The 17,284-nt window shown below is 55.0% G+C and carries 19 protein-coding genes; 2 read left to right on the top strand and 17 right to left on the bottom strand.

Features of this window, described 5'->3' with window-relative positions; translation table 11 throughout:
* Window positions 1-3 precede the first annotated feature (3 nt).
* The 3 genes from K7H09_RS20910 to K7H09_RS20900 form a co-directional block, all read right to left on the bottom strand.
* Window positions 4-441, bottom strand: coding sequence for a hypothetical protein (locus K7H09_RS20910; protein WP_230805852.1), 438 nt, complete (start codon window positions 439-441; stop codon window positions 4-6).
* A 91-nt stretch (window positions 442-532) separates the two neighbouring features.
* Window positions 533-724, bottom strand: coding sequence for a hypothetical protein (locus K7H09_RS20905; protein ID WP_035537911.1), 192 nt, complete (start codon window positions 722-724; stop codon window positions 533-535).
* Between the two features lie 34 nt (window positions 725-758).
* Window positions 759-1,349, bottom strand: coding sequence for a hypothetical protein (locus tag K7H09_RS20900; protein ID WP_230805850.1), 591 nt, complete (start codon window positions 1,347-1,349; stop codon window positions 759-761).
* Between the two features lie 166 nt (window positions 1,350-1,515).
* Between K7H09_RS20900 and K7H09_RS20895 the strand changes: the two genes are divergently transcribed.
* Window positions 1,516-2,331 (top strand): tetratricopeptide repeat protein, encoded by an 816-nt coding sequence (locus tag K7H09_RS20895; RefSeq protein ID WP_230805848.1) that lies wholly within the window; start codon window positions 1,516-1,518, stop codon window positions 2,329-2,331.
* Window positions 2,332-2,336: 5 nt separating this feature from the next.
* Here the strand turns inward: K7H09_RS20895 and K7H09_RS20890 are convergent, their stop codons facing one another.
* From K7H09_RS20890 to K7H09_RS20850, 9 genes are all read right to left on the bottom strand, one after another.
* Window positions 2,337-2,777: a hypothetical protein gene (locus K7H09_RS20890; RefSeq protein ID WP_051051799.1), complete on the bottom strand. Its 441-nt coding sequence runs from the start codon at window positions 2,775-2,777 to the stop codon at window positions 2,337-2,339.
* A gap of 17 nt (window positions 2,778-2,794) precedes the next feature.
* Window positions 2,795-4,090 carry a type II and III secretion system protein family protein gene (locus K7H09_RS20885; protein ID WP_230805846.1) on the bottom strand — a complete coding sequence of 432 codons (1,296 nt, stop codon included), beginning with the start codon at window positions 4,088-4,090 and terminating at the stop codon, window positions 2,795-2,797.
* Window positions 4,091-4,169: 79 nt separating this feature from the next.
* Window positions 4,170-6,326 (bottom strand): type III secretion system export apparatus subunit SctV, encoded by a 2,157-nt coding sequence (gene sctV, locus K7H09_RS20880; protein WP_230805844.1) that lies wholly within the window; start codon window positions 6,324-6,326, stop codon window positions 4,170-4,172.
* Window positions 6,323-6,685, bottom strand: coding sequence for a tetratricopeptide repeat protein (locus K7H09_RS20875; protein WP_230805842.1), 363 nt, complete (start codon window positions 6,683-6,685; stop codon window positions 6,323-6,325). The genes sctV and K7H09_RS20875 overlap by 4 nt, the downstream gene beginning before the upstream one ends.
* Entirely contained in the window at window positions 6,682-7,095 is a 414-nt protein-coding gene (locus tag K7H09_RS20870) for a hypothetical protein (protein ID WP_027958386.1), read from the bottom strand. The genes K7H09_RS20875 and K7H09_RS20870 overlap by 4 nt, the downstream gene beginning before the upstream one ends.
* Window positions 7,096-7,111: 16 nt before the next feature.
* Window positions 7,112-8,068: a SctD/MshK family protein gene (locus K7H09_RS20865; protein WP_230805840.1), complete on the bottom strand. Its 957-nt coding sequence runs from the start codon at window positions 8,066-8,068 to the stop codon at window positions 7,112-7,114.
* 170 nt (window positions 8,069-8,238) lie between these two features.
* Entirely contained in the window at window positions 8,239-8,406 is a 168-nt protein-coding gene (locus K7H09_RS20860; protein WP_162836275.1) for a hypothetical protein, read from the bottom strand.
* 319 nt (window positions 8,407-8,725) lie between these two features.
* Window positions 8,726-9,403, bottom strand: a complete 678-nt coding sequence (locus K7H09_RS20855) for a DsbA family protein (RefSeq protein WP_230805838.1) — start codon at window positions 9,401-9,403, stop codon at window positions 8,726-8,728.
* A gap of 101 nt (window positions 9,404-9,504) precedes the next feature.
* A complete protein-coding gene (locus tag K7H09_RS20850; protein WP_009286094.1) occupies window positions 9,505-10,419 on the bottom strand; it encodes a cation diffusion facilitator family transporter in 915 nt (304 codons plus the stop codon).
* Window positions 10,420-10,659: 240 nt separating this feature from the next.
* On the opposite strand from K7H09_RS20850, the gene K7H09_RS20845 reads away from it, so the two are divergent.
* Window positions 10,660-11,514, top strand: a complete 855-nt coding sequence (locus tag K7H09_RS20845) for a sensor domain-containing diguanylate cyclase (RefSeq protein WP_027958389.1) — start codon at window positions 10,660-10,662, stop codon at window positions 11,512-11,514.
* 245 nt (window positions 11,515-11,759) lie between these two features.
* Here the strand turns inward: K7H09_RS20845 and K7H09_RS20840 are convergent, their stop codons facing one another.
* The 5 genes from K7H09_RS20840 to K7H09_RS20820 form a co-directional block, all read right to left on the bottom strand.
* Complete coding sequence (locus tag K7H09_RS20840; protein WP_138800722.1) at window positions 11,760-12,755, bottom strand: isoaspartyl peptidase/L-asparaginase family protein; 996 nt, start codon at window positions 12,753-12,755, stop codon at window positions 11,760-11,762.
* On the bottom strand, window positions 12,752-13,549 hold the full coding sequence (locus K7H09_RS20835; protein WP_027958391.1) for an amino acid ABC transporter ATP-binding protein: 798 nt from the start codon (window positions 13,547-13,549) through the stop codon (window positions 12,752-12,754). The genes K7H09_RS20840 and K7H09_RS20835 overlap by 4 nt, the downstream gene beginning before the upstream one ends.
* On the bottom strand, window positions 13,546-14,646 hold the full coding sequence (locus tag K7H09_RS20830) for an amino acid ABC transporter permease (protein ID WP_223828073.1): 1,101 nt from the start codon (window positions 14,644-14,646) through the stop codon (window positions 13,546-13,548). Before K7H09_RS20830 ends, K7H09_RS20835 begins: the two co-directional genes overlap by 4 nt.
* Before the next feature lie 9 nt (window positions 14,647-14,655).
* Complete coding sequence (locus K7H09_RS20825) at window positions 14,656-15,813, bottom strand: amino acid ABC transporter permease (RefSeq protein WP_141440449.1); 1,158 nt, start codon at window positions 15,811-15,813, stop codon at window positions 14,656-14,658.
* Between the two features lie 131 nt (window positions 15,814-15,944).
* Complete coding sequence (locus K7H09_RS20820; RefSeq protein ID WP_009286732.1) at window positions 15,945-16,979, bottom strand: amino acid ABC transporter substrate-binding protein; 1,035 nt, start codon at window positions 16,977-16,979, stop codon at window positions 15,945-15,947.
* Between the last annotated feature and the right edge of the window lie 305 nt (window positions 16,980-17,284).

Raw genomic sequence — 17,284 nt, 5'->3', positions numbered from 1 at the left:
GTGTCATTGGCCTTTTAGCAAGGTATTCGCCGACCCCGAAACCTGAGTGGCGCCGCGAACGATCATGGTGGTTTCGATGGAGTGATCAAAAACACGCCCCAGCGATTCGACGACTTGCGCCAGCTTGTCATCCCCCAAGGCGGGTGGCGTGTCGCCAGCGTCGGGCACGCTCTGGGGCATCACCTGAGCTAAACGATCAGGTGTTTGCACATCGGGAGTCTTAGCCTGCTGAGCGAAGTTATTGACTCGGTCAATAAAGCCATCAAGGTTGTTGAGCAGACTTGAGCCCAGCTCACTGGGGCTGGCCCCCGACAAAGATGAACCGGCTTGCTGTGTCATATGTTCGAAAAGATTCTGCGATGCCAACGTATTGGCGCTAACCTCTGGCATGGGTGTCGGGGTGAGCGCACCGCTGCCCGGTGGTGTCACGGGAGTCATCATTCACCTCGTCGCAATAGTTCCTTACAGAACAGAGCCCGTCGCATAGAATGAGAAAGGCGCGAACACCGCGGTTGGGGTCGCGCCCTCGTCATTACTCGTCGGACTGTGCTTCCTTGAGAATATTGTTCATCATCGGCATCAGAATCATCTGCCCGCCGACCTTGACCATTCCCTCGACCATTGTTTCCTGCAGCTTCGCGTTATCGACGGCGTCGTCGAAGGCCTGGGAATCGGGGAGTGACTCTGTTGCCGGGTTACTACTGCTGACGGGATCGATAGCCATGGACTGCCTCCTGTGGGTTTCATCGCTTGCTCACTCACGAGCCAGGCGGCTGGGCCACACTGCCTCGAAAGACCTTAACTTCAGCGGGGATCGACGGCGCACTCGGCTGGCGCAACGCGTCGACCCGTTGGGCTATGTCCGCTATCCAGGCGGGTGGCCCCATCACTTCAAGACTGTCGTGCTCTGCATTAATCATTGCGCTCAACGGCTTGCCGACCTGTGCCTGGGTAATCTCCGCGCGCAGGCGTGGTACATCGACATCCGTGAGTTCAAACCTCCGGCGGCTCAGCTCCTGTCGGGCGGCGACATGCAGTACGTAGCCATCGTAAAACCATCCCAGGCCATTGGATTCGCAGACCTGTTCGAGGAACTCGCCAGCGGTGCTGGCGCGGATATCACCACGCACCTCACCATCCACCGCGTCGCTGACCTCAACGGGCAGGGACAGGTTGCGACCAAACTCCTGCAACACATCACGCACGCTTTGTTCAATCACAATGTAGCGATATTCACGATCCGCCCAAGGCGCCTCGGCGGCCAGCGTGGGGCTGTCTGGCAAACAACAACCGAGCACCAGCATCACAAGATGGTCCAGCCAGGGGTGCTTCCACCTATCTGCCATCATCCTACCCACCCCCCGATGACAGTTGAGTGACGGGCAATCTGTCTTTTTGAGTTTTTGCCCTTCTGGGGTAAACACGCATCACGCTTCATCCATATCCCTGCTGCCCCAAGCCTGGTTTCTCCGGTACACTGATTTTCATTTCCTAACCCTCTGGACTGAGTCACGGATGAAGGAATTTTGTACGTTTTTGCCCAGCATGAGCCGACCTGCGTTCGTCGCCGGGCCAAGCCTGATACTGAGCCTGCTACTGTCAGCCTGCGCTGCGACGCCTGTCGAGATCGATGAAGGTCGCCTGCTAAACTTGGCCAAAGATGTCGATCAGCAAGGCGACCATGCGACCGCCGCCGCGATGTACGAGCGCGCCCTGGAGCAGAACGGCCCCTCCGCAGATATTCAGGTTCACCTGGGCAATGCACTGCTTGCCAGTGGCGAGCCCCAGGCAGCCGCTGAGGCGTTTCGTGCCGCGCTTGCCGAAGACATCCACTTCGCGCCAGCATTACTCGGCCTCGGGACGGCCCAACTGCGCCTAGGTCAACCGGAAAGCGCCCTGCGCAACCTTTCCCTGGCGGCGCCCGAATTGGACAGCGTGGCAGCCTGGAGCCGTCTTGGCGCCGCCCAAGCGCTGGCCGGTCAGCCCGCCCGAGCGGCCAGTGCGTTTGCTAACGCCGTAGCGCTCGAGCCGCGTGATCTCGACGCTCAGGCCAACCTGGCGCTAGCTGAAGCGTTAGCCGGCGAAAATACCCAGGCCATCGCGAACATGCAGCGCATTACGGACTCCCCGCTGGCAGAGGAACGCCATTTCCGCAACCTGATTCTTGTGCTGGTACTGGCCGGGCGTAGCGATGAGGCACAGCAAGTCGATATCCCCGACCTATCAGCGGCCAACCGCCTTTCCCTGATAGCCAGTGCCGAGCACATAGCAACGCTGCCCGATGCCGCCGCTCGCGCCCGGGCACTCGGGTTGGCATCAGCCTCTAACTAATACCGTCACAGATCACTGGTAGTGGCGTTGGTGCCCATGGCATTGCGCGCTTCCTGCTCCAATAGCGAACGACGCTGGTTGGCACGTTCGCGGCCGTTTAGATACTCATTCGCGGCATCTGCTACCGGCGCGCCCATGGCGGGCCCCATTGCTCTTCCCCTTACCAAATCTTGTGGCTCAACGATCATCTGCTGCAGATTGAAGTCGTTGGCGCAGCCGGGTGGCAGCCCGACTCGCTCTGCATCGTCAGGCCCAGCCTGGCAGAGACGCGGCATGATCGTTGCTTCATGGGGGGCGTTAGTCGCCGCGGCAGTCGTCACTTGACGGTACCCGGTATCCCAGCCCATCGGCCCCATCGAGGACTGGCAGCCGGCCAGCAGCAACGCCACCAAACAGAGCCCAAGGCGTGAAGCCGTACGCGTCCAATAGGTAAATAGCTGCGACATGCAAACGTTGCCTCTACTCATTGCAGATAGAATCCGAATGGGTCATCTTCGAGTTGGGGATTACGGCTGACCTGTGCCCGATCCAGCGGCATTCTGGGTACCGGCGCGGAGGATGGCGCCACCAGATAGGGGGTGATCAGGATGACCAGCTCGGTCTCGTTACGCTGAAAACGTCGTGATCGAAATAGATTGCCCAGAATCGGCATATCACCGAGGAGCGGGATTCGTTCGATCTGGTTGCTCGCCTGGCGTTGAAACAGGCCGGCGATAGCAAAGGTCTGCCCGCTACCCACCTCGACTACGGTATCGGCGCGCCGAACTTGAAGCGACGGAACGTCATAGCCACCAATACGGACACTATCGCTGGCAATGCTGCTGACTTCGGGGCGGACTTCCATCGAGATGCGGCCGTTAGGCAGTAGCGTTGGCGTGCTCAGCAGCGAGACACCGAACTGTTTGTACTCGATACCCACCAGTTCGCTGTTAACCGGTACCGGTATAGGAATCTCGCCGCCAGCAAGGAAGCTCGCCGTCTGCCCTGAGACGGTGGTGATGTTGGGTTCGGCGAGGATCTGCAGCAGATTGTTCTGCTGTAGCGCCTGGAGTAAACCGTCGATGCTATCGGTACCCCCACCGATGGGACTGGGGGCGATATTGCTGGTGAGCACACCGAAAGAGAACGAGCCGTTGTTGATCAGCGTATTCCAACTGATTCCATAGCTGAGCAGTTCATCCCGGGCGACTTCGGCGAAGCGCACCCGAATGTTGATCTGAGTGGCGCCGTCGTAAGTCGAGCGATTGATGCTACCGCCGGCCGGCGCCTGGGCATCAAGGGTCGATTGCGTGGCCATGGCGCTCTCGACCGTGGGGCTGCTGCCCTCGGCCACCAGTTGGTTGCCCGCCATACGCAAGTGGATCTGGCTGTCACCGTCGATATCCCGTAGCGCCTGAGAAGCCAACGCACTATCGTCGCGAATCTGCAGCCGCAACGAGGCTTGGCTCTGCTCGTCGGCCCCCAGCGCGATAAGGTTGGTGTCACCGGCCTGTTTGCCGAAGAGATAGATGACGCCGGAAGAAACCACCTGCACATCGGCAACTTCAGGGTTAGCGACGAACACCGACGCAACGTCCTGGTCGAAGCGCAGGATACGCCCCTGCCCGGTCTCCAGCGTCATCGCACCTCCGGAAGCGTCCACGGAAACATCAGCGCTGGCAGTAATTACCGCGAACCACAGCAGTAACGCCCATACCCAAAGCGTCGAATTCCGGACAGCCTGGGGAGGGTTTCTATCGGCGGGTTTTATGCTGATCACGGTTGTTCTTCATCCCTGTTGTAGCGATTTGCATGGGTGCTGAATCATCGACGCACGGCGCCATTGTTTCGCAAGCGTGTTACAACTTGGCGGTTGTTTCCGTTTCCCGGCGTGGAACCGGTTTGGGCAGGCGTATCTGAGCAATTGCTTGCAGGCTGAATTCCGGTGCGATCTCCTGCCAGGCCATGACCGGAAGATCGATATCGTGCTGCTTTAGCCACTGCTGCAGCGCGGCACGCACGTCGCTTGCCGCTACTACCACTGGCTGAAGGTCGCTATCGAGCACCTCAAGCTGCTGCTGGAACCAGCCGTTCAAGGCCCGCGAAAGCGGTGCCGGCATGCCGCTACGGACGGGCTGGTTCTCACTATTTCGCTGGGCGGTACGCAGGGCCTCTTCCAATGGCCGGGTCGCGATCCAGGCAGGCAGAACCCGGTCGCTGCGGGCATGGCGGTGACTGATCTGCCGCGCCATGGCAATGCGTATCCGGTCGCTCAGCCGAGCGCTGCTCGACTCTTGCGGCCCCCAGGTCACTATGGCTTCGAGAATAGTGCGCATTGCGCGTACCGGAACGCCCTCACTGACCAGGCGACGTAAAATATCGGCAATTTTCTGTAGCGATACCACGCGAACGGCCTCGGTCACCAGCTCGGCATAGTGTGTTTCCAGCTTGTAAAGCAGGGCACGCGCCTCTTGAATCCCAACGAACTCGCCGGCGTAACGCGTTAGAGTGCGCTCAAGACAGCGCTCCAGCACCTGATCCAGCGTGCGATAGCGAATCCCGGCTTCCGTCAGCTCTGAAGTCGCCTCATCAGGAAGCCATTGCCAACTGCCGCGGCCAACGAGCGCTGGTTGCGTGAAGGCGGTCAACTCAAGCAATTCCAAAACATCGGCATCGTCGTCGAGCAGTACTGAAGAGTCTGGTAGTTCACCGTTGAGCACCGGCACTTCATCCAGCTCAATGGCGAAGCGCTGGTCGCTGAAGGCGGGTTCCAGGCGTAGTCCGACCTGTGGAATGGCGATTCCCAAATCGCGTTCAACGCCTTCGCGGGTGGCCTGAACACTTTCACGCAGCCTGTCGAGTGATAACTTATCCACAAGCCCCGCAGCCAGGCAGAGCATAACGCGGTACTGGCGTGGGTCGTCATCGGCGGTATCGGGCGGTGCTGCCTCGTTCACGGCGTCGGTCTCAGTGGCGAGGGGCGCTGTGATAACCTCGGCCTCTGTCGATTGCACAGTATCGGCATCAGCCGTCTGGCGACGGCGATGCAGGAAAAAGGCAGCTAAGCCCAGCAGTGCTGACAACGTCAGAAAGACGGTCGATGGGAAACCCGGTACGAAGGCCGCGCAGAACAGCACCGCCGACGTCAAACCAAGTGCCTTGGCGTTGCTGCCAAGCTGGCCGACAATCTCACTGCCCAAATCGCTGGCGTTATCGGAGCTAACGCGGGTCACCACGGTACCCGCGCCAACCGAAATCAGTAATGCAGGGATCAGTGCGATCAGGCCGTCGCCGACGGTCAACAGCGAATAGGTTTCCACCGCCGTGCCGAAGGGCATGTCGTGCTTGAGCATGCCGATCGACAGCCCACCGATAAGATTGACGAACAGAATCACCAAACCAGCAATGGCATCGCCCTTAACAAACTTCATCGCCCCATCCATGGCACCGTAGAGCTGGCTCTCGCTCTCCAGCAGCGAGCGTCTGCGACGGGCTTCAGCGGGTTCGATGTCGCCGTTTCTCATGTCGTTGTCGATGCTCATCTGCTTGCCGGGCATGGCATCAAGAGTAAAACGCGCCGCCACTTCCGCTACGCGCTCCGAGCCCTTGGTAATCACCAGAAACTGGGCCACCGTAATGATCAGGAAGACCACCATGCCGATGACCACTTCGCCGGCGATAACGAAATTGCCAAAGGCGGAAACGATCTGGCCGGCGTCACCCTCTAGTAGAATCAGTCGGGTAGTAGAGATCGACAGCGCCAACCGGAACAGTGTGGCAAGCAGAATGATCGGCGGCAGCGAGGAGAATTCCACCGGATGCGAGATATAGAACGCCACCACTAGAATCAGAAGGCTGAAACCGATATTGATACCAATCAGGGTGTCGACCATTGCCGTCGGCAGCGGGATGATCATCATCACTACTGCAAGCACCATGAAAACGGCGATGATCACGTCACTGCGCTGGGACGCCTGACGAGCCAGGGTATTGAGACGGCCGAGGAGCTTATTCATGTAACGGGCTCTCCCTGCCGGGATTCCGGGTGACGCCGCCGCTCGAGATACTCTCGCCATAGGCGACGAGCGGTATCACGTTCGCCGTTAATCCAGTGGGCGCGGCTACGCAAGAATTGCATGGCGTCATCCTGTTCACCGGCGGCCTCGAGCCGGTCGAGCACATTGAGCGCACGCTGACCGTTGCCGCTGGCAAGGAACCCCTGGCACAGCGCCTGCAGCACGCCGGTGTGATTCGGTGCCATGCGTGTCGCGATAAGCAGCAATATCAACCCGCGCTGTACCTGACCACTTTTGAGATAGAGGTGTCCCATCAAATGCAGTAGGTCGACGGCATCGCGATCAGCGGTATCGCTCATGGCACGCTCTCCTGATCGGCGATGTTGTCCAGCGGCAGCGCGCTTGCTTCACTCATCCGCCCTTCCCATGCCTGGCGCCAATCAATCTCTTCACCGATCACCTCCTTCGCCAACGCCATGATCTCATCATCGGCGTCCAGCGAAGGTAGAACGTTGTCAGCTACGTGTTGGAGCAGCTCGATGCTGCGAAGGTTAGCGTAGCTGGCAGGATCAATGGCCTCCGGGCGTGCGAGTGCTTCGAGGCGCTCAGTCCACGCCGGGCGGTTTGAGCCACGTTGCCGGGCTTCGCTGGCAGCGTGTGTGAACGTATCGTCCTGCTGCGGCGGTTTCTCAACGACGCTAGGCTTGACGGGATCAATGCCAGCGACGTGATAACGATCCCTTGGAACAAGACGATCAGTGATCTTCATAGCGATATACGCCGGATTATAGTGTCAGGGCGAACTGGTCATCGCCACGGCTCAACAGCACTCGATCCGTTTCGATAGCGGAAATAACCCAGCCAGACGACAGCGACGCGCCTGGATAGAGGCGCTGTCCACGAGCGTCGATCACGTACGGGTTCTTGCCTAACCATACGGCCTGCAACTGCAGGTCGGGTCGAACCGGGGCCTCGCGCTGTTTGACTTCATTCAGCAATACATTATGGCTGCCGTAATGTTGGTCGAACCAACGCTGTGTGGCATTCCAAGCGCCCACCTGGTCGGGGTCGTAGTGACCGGAGACGCTGATATAGTCACCACTGTCGGTGACCTCAAGCGATGCGAGCCCGGCATCCGCCAGTTGCTGGCGCAATGCTTGAACCGGACTCGGACGAGCATCGGCCATCAATTGGGATGTGTTCTGGCCAGTGTTCACCAGGGGCTGCTCATCGAGCGTTGCCGTGACTGGATGATAGCCAATGTTGGCGTCGGCTTGGTTGACATCGATGAACTCATAGAAAGCCAGTACTCCCAGCGTTACGACTAGTGCGGCAAGCGTGGCACTGCGATTTAGCCACTTACGCCAACGCACAGGAACTGTCGGCAGCCCAGGGAATATGGCAGGCGCTGGGGGGCGTGAAAGCTCGAGTGCCACGTCGTTGAAATGGAGCTTCGCTGGCAATTCACAGCGCAAACCAGTGCCCTGGCTGACACTACGACCATTAATGGTGATGTCGCCACCAAGCGCCTCGATAGCGATATAACGACCATAGAATCTCAACACAATATGGTGTGGTGCAGTGCCCGGATCGCCGAGCATGACATCAGTAGAATCGTCGCTACCGATACAGCAGACCGGCTCAGTGAGCGTAATGGAGGCACCACGATGCAAGCCTGCGATAACCTTGAGCGTCGTAACGGCTTCGCGTACCGACGCTGAAGCTGAGGTGAATAAAGTCATATACTTAACTCGCCGTGTCGTACGAAGCTTGGAGGAGCTCTTCCGTCGAATGTCTCGATACAGGGGCATTCATCCGGGCGAGGTTTTGAAATCTCTACCGTCCAGGAATGCGTGGACAGGAAACGACAACAAGGCCGCGAGCGGCTGACGCCGCCCGCGACTTCCGAGCATCAGTTTTGCGGACGCTGCTTGGTAGCGTCGAGCTCGGTTTTCTTCTCTGTCGTGACTTTGGTGATTTCTGCGGACTTCTCGATCGCCTGATCGAACACTGCTTTCATGTCGGCGATTGCGGAATCAGCACCGCCACCCGCATTGTCTACTGAGGGAGTATCGGCCATTTTACTGCTCCTTAATCCAGAGAGATGTCGTTCGAATGATGCGCCTATGACGCCAAAGCTGAAGCCGTTCGATCGTTCTTTCGACGTTGTTTCGTAAGGAGGAAGACGATCCAACATTAAGCAGATTGCGGGTATTAAGTGACGAGGCGATGTCAGTAAAATGAAAGTTGAATGATTTGCCTTATTGTCTTGTGGCGAATACAACGCCGATTGGGCAGTCAATTTGGCCGCGTTTACCCCAAAAATAGGTGCTCTCGCCAACCGCCCTCGACCAGCGCGGGGCTTAAACTCATAAGCCCCATCAGCAACCAGCGCTGATTCATTGGGATTTTTCCTCTTCAGATATCTCCTCGATTTCACTCTTTACGACATCAATCAGCTCCTGCATACCAAAGGGTTCTAGCAGCTCACCGTTGACAAAAAAGGTTGGCGTCTGGCGAATCTGATTCGTTTTGACGTCTGCCATGTCTTGGTCAATCACCGCTTGCACCTCAGCTGAGTTGAGTTGCTCCTCAGCGGCAGCTCGGTCAAGACCGGCTTGGCTGGCAATCTCCAAGATAGCTGATTCATCGAAACGGCCATGAGATGCCCATTGATCCTGACGAGAGAGCAGAGCTTCGAGTACCGGTTCGAATACGTCCTGGTGTCGAGCGACTTCCAGCACGCGTATGGCCGTATCAGAAACCTCACCGTGGAAAGGTGTGTAGCGCACGATTAGCTGCACTTGCTCAGGATAGGTTTCCAGAATACTTTTGGTGAGAGGATAGAAAGCACGGCAGGCTTCGCAGGCCGGGTCGAAAAATTCCACAATGGTTATAGGTGCCTCTTGCGGCCCCAGGATCGGTGAGTGTGAACGCACCAAGGAGCTCTCGGCCTGTCCAGCATCCTCACTCGCCGCCTCAGCTTGCATGTCCAATAGTGCAGGTTTCAATACCACCACGATGGCAGCTGTCAGCATCAACGTACCCGCAAGCATTAAAGTCGCTTTTTTGAACATTTTTCTCTCTCGATTTCAGTGACTATTTGGCAAATTAGGCCAAGATTTGATTGCACAAACCAAGCTAAATGACTGCCTATGTATACCAGCGTGAGCGTGTATTACTCATGCCCATAGAGGTTGGCATCCTGATGTGCGTGATCAATATGCTCAAACTCTAAGCTGGAATGGACAATGTTGAAGCGCGTTTTTAACTGCTCTTTGATCTCTGTCTTAATTGCCTCAAGCTGCTGCCAGCCTGCTTCCGTAATGACCACGTGGCAGTCAAGGGCGGCCATGTTTTCCTGCATCTGCCATAGGTGCACATGATGAATATCGTGGACACTTTCGACACCACGCACGGCTTCAATGACGAGTTGACCGTTAATATCTGGGGGAGAGCCCAGCATCAGTGTGCGGATAGGCCCCCCAATCTCCGAAAAGGCGAGGTAAAGGATATACAGCGCAATACCTATCGTAATCGCAGGGTCTACCCAGCGCATGTCGTAGAGCAGAATTAATGAACCGCCGATAATCACAGCGATGGAGGCGAACGCATCAGACAGGTTATGCAGAAAAAGGGCGCGAATATTGACGCTACCTTTTTGCATTGACCAAGTAAGCATGGCGGTGAGGGCATCGACAACAAGAGCGACGCCACCGATGATAACGACCAACCAACCCTGGATCTCTGGCGGTTCAATCATGCGCATGGCGCCTTCGTAAATCAGATAGAGGCCAACGAGAATGAGCGTAGTGTAGTTAATCAGTGCTGCCACTATCTCTATTCGGCCATAGCCGAAGGTCATTTGCGCATCGGCGGGCCGTCTTGCGATCTTGCGCGCAGCAAAGGCAATAACAAGCGCCGCCATATCAGAAAAATTATGCAGCGCATCAGCGATCAGCGAGAGGCTGCCCGCCATAATACCGCCGACGATCTGGGCGATGGTTAATAAGCCATTTGCCCAAATGGAAATACTGACACGTCGGTCGCCAGAGGCAGGATCAATGTGGGGATGATCATGATGATGTCCCATATATAAACCTCGTTAAGTTTTTTCATTCCCGGTACTATAAAACCTCTAGTAACTAAAGCTTCAACCCCTGAATGTCGTCCGTTGGCACTCGCCCCGGGAGGGCAAAGCCTACCCTGGCGATGGCCGATACGCGCTTGTCATTACGGGAGTGACCTTCCCCCCAAAATTTCCAGAATTCTTTATCGTCCACTTCGCGATTGCTCTATAGTCGAGGAACGCTAACCGGATTATCCCTTGTCTATGACCGTTGACCTGCAAGCCCTTTACCCCAAACTGATTCACCTGATGCTGGACACCGTCTTCGTGGTCGATAAAGACAACCAGATCGTCTTCGTGAGTGATGCCTGTGAGTCGCTGCTCGGTTACCTTCCTCAAGAGTTGATCGGCACTCTAATCACGAACTACATGCACCCTGACGATTTAGCCGCAACGCGGGACTCCATTGTTCGTGTGATGAGCGGTAAGCCCCATATTGATTACCGCAACCGCTATATCCGCAAAGACGGCGGTATCGTGCATATCCTGTGGTCTGCCCGCTGGTACGAAGCAGAGGAAGTGCGGGTCGGTGTAGCGCGCAACGTCACAGCGCTTATGCAGGCCGAGGAAGAGTTACGCTACCTCGCCCACCATGATCCACTGACAAAGTTGACCAACCGAGCGCTCTTCTATGACCGCCTTACCTTGGGCCTGAGCATGGCCCATCGCTATCAGAACAACCTGGCATTGCTATTTCTGGATATTAACGACTTCAAAAGCATCAACGATATTCATGGACATGCGGCGGGTGACCGGGTGCTCTGCACGGTAGCAAGACGATTGGAAGGCTGTGTACGCGAGACGGACACGGTGGCCCGCATGGGCGGTGATGAATTCACGGTGCTGTTAACGGACATCAAGTCAGCGCACGCTGTGACAGAAAAGGTGGAACAGATTCTCACGGTCATGAACGAGCCACTAGGCGCTGAATTCGGCGAGGTCAAAATGCCATCCTGCAGCATCGGCGTGGCCTGCTATCCCGCCGACGGGGAAGACGCCGATACCCTGCTGAGCCGTGCTGACAGCCATATGTATCAGATCAAAAGGCGCAGCCGTTAGCGGGTGATGAACCACCGAAGGAAATCGACTACAACAAGCAACGGCGGCAGAGATGATCAGCCCGGAGGCTTTTGAAGCCCGGATAATCGCTTAAACCAATGTCTATCGTTGCTGGAGAAGAATGACGGAGCAAAGGACTGAGGAACGAACACCGTAGGTGCTTCACTTATTGATTGAGTTCCAGATTATAGCCAAGATGGTAGGAAGCCATTGGCTTCCCAACCTCTTTTTCCCTTAATATCCGATTAGCCATGCACTCGGTCGTCTTCTGCATAAATCGCAGTGTGAAGCTGACCGTAATCATCCCTCCACGCCCGATACATGCCAGGTGTATTGAAGCTCAACTGGGTTTTTCCATTCGGTGACACGGCGATAACGCCACCCTGTCCTCCTAACGTTTTTAGCTCCTGATGGACGACTTCGTCACAGGCCCTATGAAGATCGCGGCCAGCAAAGCGCATGCGGGCGGCTATGTCATGCCCTACTACAGCACGCATGAAGTATTCACCGTGCCCTGTCGCCGATATCGCTGCACTACGGTCGTCTGCCCAAGTGCCCGCGCCAATAATCGGCGTGTCGCCTATACGTGAGTAACGTTTATTAGTGATGCCGCCGGTCGATGTGGCGGCTGCGACATGACCATGGCTATCAAGAGCAACAGCCCCTACGGTGCCAAATTTATGTCCCGAGTTATCATTTACCGCAGTTTCTTCAATATGGTGATCAGCGTGGCTTGGTTCGAGACTGGGGGCTGTTGAGCTAGAGCGGTTGCCCTGCCATTGACGACGGCGTAGCTCGGTATCAAACCAATCATTGGCTACTTGAGGCTGATTCTGCTCACGCAAGAAACGATCGGCGCCTTCTCCAGCCAACATGACATGATCACTGTGCTCCATAACAGCACGAGCTCCACGGATCGGATTACGGACATAATGAGCACCCGCAATGGCACCTGCACTCCGATCAGCTCCGTTCATTATAGCAGCATCCATTTCATGAATGCCGTCTGCAGTGAACACAGCACCTTTGCCTGCGTTGAACCAGGAACACTCTTCTAGCGACACGACACAGGCCTCAACTGCATCCAGACTGGTGCCACCTGCTGCCAGTATCCGGTGGCCAGCATCAATAGCTTGGCGCAAGGCCTCATGAATCGCGTCCTCATCCTGAGGCGACAACAAGCCGGGGGTTAGCACACCGGCGCCACCGTGAATCGCAATGGCGATAGGGGGCTTATTCATGCAGCAGTTACTCCATGGTCGAGAATCTGTGTCAGGAATCGCTTGGTACGGGCTGACTGAGGGGTATCAAAGAACTGCTGCGGTGGAGCTTCTTCAACGATTTCGCCCTGATCCATAAAGACAACACGGTCGGCGACGCGCCGCGCGAACCCCATTTCATGAGTGACGCACAGCATGGTCATGCCATCATTGGCAAGATCCACCATTACCTCCAGTACTTCAGCAATCATTTCGGGATCTAGTGCCGAAGTAGGTTCGTCAAAGAGCATTATTTTTGGCCGCATACACAATGCTCGAGCTATAGCGATACGCTGCTGCTGGCCACCTGAGAGTTGGCCAGGATATTTATTGGCGTGCTCTCGCATCTGAACACGATCCAGAAGAGACAGCGCATACTCAATCGCCTCCGCCTGGGGAACCCTCAAATTCGCAGTTTGAGGCAGCGTACAATTCTTGAGTACGCTCAAGTGGGGAAAAAGATTGAAATGCTGAAAACACATCCCGACGTTGCGCCGGATCCGTTGCAGGCGCTTACGGTTTTCATCCAGCGTTTCTCCTAGCACGGTCAGAGACCCTTGCTGATGCCGTTCCAACTGATTGACGCAGCGAATCAACGTTGATTTTCCAGACCCCGAAGGCCCACAAACCACAATACGCTCGCCACTGGTTACCTTGAGAGAGATGTTTTTTAGCGCGTGGAAGTCGCCATACCACTTGTTGAGATTGTCGATGCTAATCGCAGTAGTGTCGTGGTTAGCTGATACTGTGCTGCTGAATTGGGATGCAGTACTCATGAGCGACTCTTTTCCATTTGTTTTTCCAAATGTCGCGCGTAGCGAGACAACGTGAAGCAGATCGTAAAAAAGAATAAGGCTAGGAAGAGGTAGACCTCATGCTCGAGTCCGAGCCATTCAGGAGCTGCTGTGGTACTCATCGCGATACCGACGACATCAAGCACGCCGACCACCACGACGAGGGTGGTTTCTTTGAAGAGACCAATGAACTGGGTAAGCAATGGAGGTATGGTGTTACGTAAGACCTGCGGCAGAATGATCAGCCCCATCGTTTTCCAATAGGAAAAACCCAGGGCTTTTGCGGCTTCATATTGCCCACTTGGCATGCCCTGCAGGCCGCCACGAATGGTTTCTGCCATATAGGCCGCAGTGAACATAATCAACACGATCAGCACGCGCAGGAAAATGTCGATGGTCATCCCTTCGGGGAATAGCAGTTGGATCATGAGCGACGCCATAAACAGCAGCGTGATCACCGGTACCGAGCGCACGAGCTCGATATAAAGTACTGAAAGTAGTTTGATCACCGGCTTATTAGAGCGTCGACCGAGGGCAAGCAGAATCCCCATCGGCAGAGCGAATAGCATGCCGATTACGCCAAGAAATACGGTAACCAGAATCCCTGCAAATTTCGTTGAGGAGACCTCGGGCAGGCCAATACCACCCTTTAGAAGCCACCACATCAAAAACGGAAGAACGATTAGGTATCCCAACACCCAGCGGCGATCAATTTGCTTGATATACAGCAAAGGCAAGATTGCCGCTGCTAGACCGAACGCGATATTGACGCGCCAAATTTCGGTATCAGGATAAAACCCATAGACAAATAGCTCGATACGTTGTGTCACTGGTAGCCAGCAGGCTCCGCCACCGACACAATCGGCCTTGCTGTCGCCAACAAAGGTAGCGGAGAACAGCAACCAATCCAGTGCGAGCGGAGTGAACCATACCAATAGCGCCAATGTGATCAGGCTCAAACAAGACTGAAATGGAGTAGGGAAGAGTTGCGTCTTGATCCATCGAGTCACTTGATGCCCCAAAGGATGGTGAGGTGGTACTTGTACACCGCTATGACTTTGTGTAGCTGATACGGTCATCATCGCTCCTTAACCGTGGGTGCGCAGGCTGATGCGGTAGTTGTAAATATTCATCAGCAGCGATGTAATGAGGCTAATAGCGCAGTAGGTAGCCATCACTAAGGCAATGCATTCGATCGCCTGGCCAGTTTGGTTAAGCGTTGTGCCTCCCGTGGCAGACACTAACTCCATGTAGCCTACGACCACGCCCAAAGAAGAATTCTTAATGATATTGAGATAGGTGCTGGTGACTTGGGGAACCATTGGGTAAATTGCTTGGGGTACGATCAGACGCAGCATGGTAGGCATTTCAGAGAAGCCTAAGGCGCTGGCTGCTTCGTACTGGCCGCGTGAAACAGACTGAATCGAGCCCCGCACGATCTCGGCAATATAGCTCGCGCTATAAAAGGAGAGCGCTAACCAAAGAGCCAGTAGCTCGGGTGGTAAGTTGACCCCACCTGCAAAGCCAAAACCTCGCGCAACCGGCACATCCCATTGCCAGGAACTACCAGTAAAGAGGTATACGAGTATCGGAACTGCGATGGCACCGGCCAATATCGCTGGCCACACTGGAGGGCCAAATCCCTTCCATTGTAAACCTGCTCGATAACGTGCAATCAGTGCGTAACCGAGGACAGCGCCTCCGATGATAGACACGACTCCCCAGCCGACTAAAGAACCATCGGATGCCCATGCAACGGTCAACCCACGGTTGCTAAGAAAGGCACCATCCTGAAAAGAGATCGCTTGGCGAACATTAGGGAGGGCCAGCATAAGCCCGTACCACCAAATCAAATGCACAATGAGTGGCACGTTTCTGAGGAACTCAACTGCTAGGTGACTAAGACGCCCAAGCAGCCAATTTTCAGAAACGCGGCATACACCAAGGAAGACACCAATAATCGTCGCGAAAACAATACTCAATACTGAAACAAGTAATGTGTTGAGAAGCCCTACTGCATAAGCACGCAAATAGGTATCATTCGGGCTATAGTCAATCAGTTGGAAGCTAATCGCATAGCCAGCCCGCTCTTGAAGAAAACCGAATCCCGAGGCGATGCCTAAAGCATCAATATTCGCACTGGCATTAGTGATCAGCACATAGAAAGCAACAGCAACAACGGCTAACACAATACACTGCTGTAATGCGCTGAGTACGCGGGCGTTATGAACAATCTTGGTCCACATAAGTGTTACCTGTTATTAGGCCGTGTGATGACGAAATAGCAGTTGAGACATGAGAGGCAAGACAAGGGCGGCCTGATAGCCTTATTGTTCGAACGCCCCAGTCAGTCAATGCCTACTAAGTAGGCACAGAGTTATCGAACGGGAGCAGCGTAGAGGATGCCATCATCGCTCCACAGACGATTAAGCCCGCGCTCGAAATTCAGTGGAGTATCGGGACCGACATTGCGATTGAAGATCTCTTCATAGTTCCCGACCTGTTTGATGGCCTGGTATGCCCATGCATCATCCAGCCCGAACTTCTCTCCAATATGACCATCGCTGCCAAGCAGCCGCGCAACGTTGGGGTTGTCAGAATTATTGCGCATTTCTTCGACATTCTCTGACGTCACGTCGAGCTCTTCAGCATTCATCAATGCGAAGGCTGTCCAGGTAACAATATCGCGCCATTGAGCATCACCCTGAGGGACATAAGCACCCAAAGGCTCCTTTGAGATGGTTTCGGGTAGAAGGGTAAAGGCATCTGGATCAGCAAACTGTGTTCGCCTTGACGCAAGGCCACTCATATCGTTGGTGATGGCATCACAGCGGCCATGCTGAAAGGCGTTATACAATTCAGTGCTCTTCTCGATCACCACAGAGCTATAACTCATGTCGCGACGACCAAAGTAATCCTCAAGATTTTGCTCGGAGGTAGTGCCGGGAGAAAGGCAGAAGACAGCCCCATCGAGCTCTTCGATAGTGCTAACACCGAAGTCGGCATGCGTCATTACACCTTGGCCGTCATAAAACCAAGGTGTTGTGAAATCAACCCCGAGGTTGGCGTCACGCGAAGCTGTCCAGGTAGTAGCGCGAGCCAGCACATCCACCTCTCCTGAGGCGAGTGCAGTAAATCGGTTTTTCGCCGTAGTGATCACGAAATCGACCTTACTGGCATCACCGAGTACCGCTGCGGCCACGCTGCGACAGAGATCGACATCCATCCCACCCCATTCACCGTCATCTGTTAGATGAGAGAAACCTGCCTTATCGCTGCTGACACCACAGCGCAGTGTGTCGCGGGATTTCACATCTTCGAGCAGACTTGCTTGAACGCTGCCCATCATGGAGATACCAACACTTAGAACACTGTAGACTGCACATTTTTTCAATAAGAGTGGTTTTTTCATATCTTTATCCTTGTTTCGTCAAGATTTTAATCTGACTTATTATTGATATTGCTTTGTTTCTTCTCGATAACTCTACTCCCCCTAAGAATCGCTCGCGAGTGCTGACTGATCGCCATTCTTGCACCCAGTATCTAATATACGGATAGTCTAATATTAAAGATGCCCGCTAATCTGGCACACTAGCTACCAGTTCCAGTGCAGTTCTCAAGTAATATTGGTTAGCAATTTTATTGAACTTCCGCATATGGCTTACAAACAGAGACTGCTATCCCTAAGGGAAGGTCTGAATAACTGCCGATATTCAT

The organism is Halomonas sp. IOP_14, assembly GCF_021021315.1.
Taxonomy (GTDB): domain Bacteria; phylum Pseudomonadota; class Gammaproteobacteria; order Pseudomonadales; family Halomonadaceae; genus Vreelandella; species Vreelandella titanicae.
This window is presented reverse-complemented; position numbering and strand designations above follow the sequence as displayed.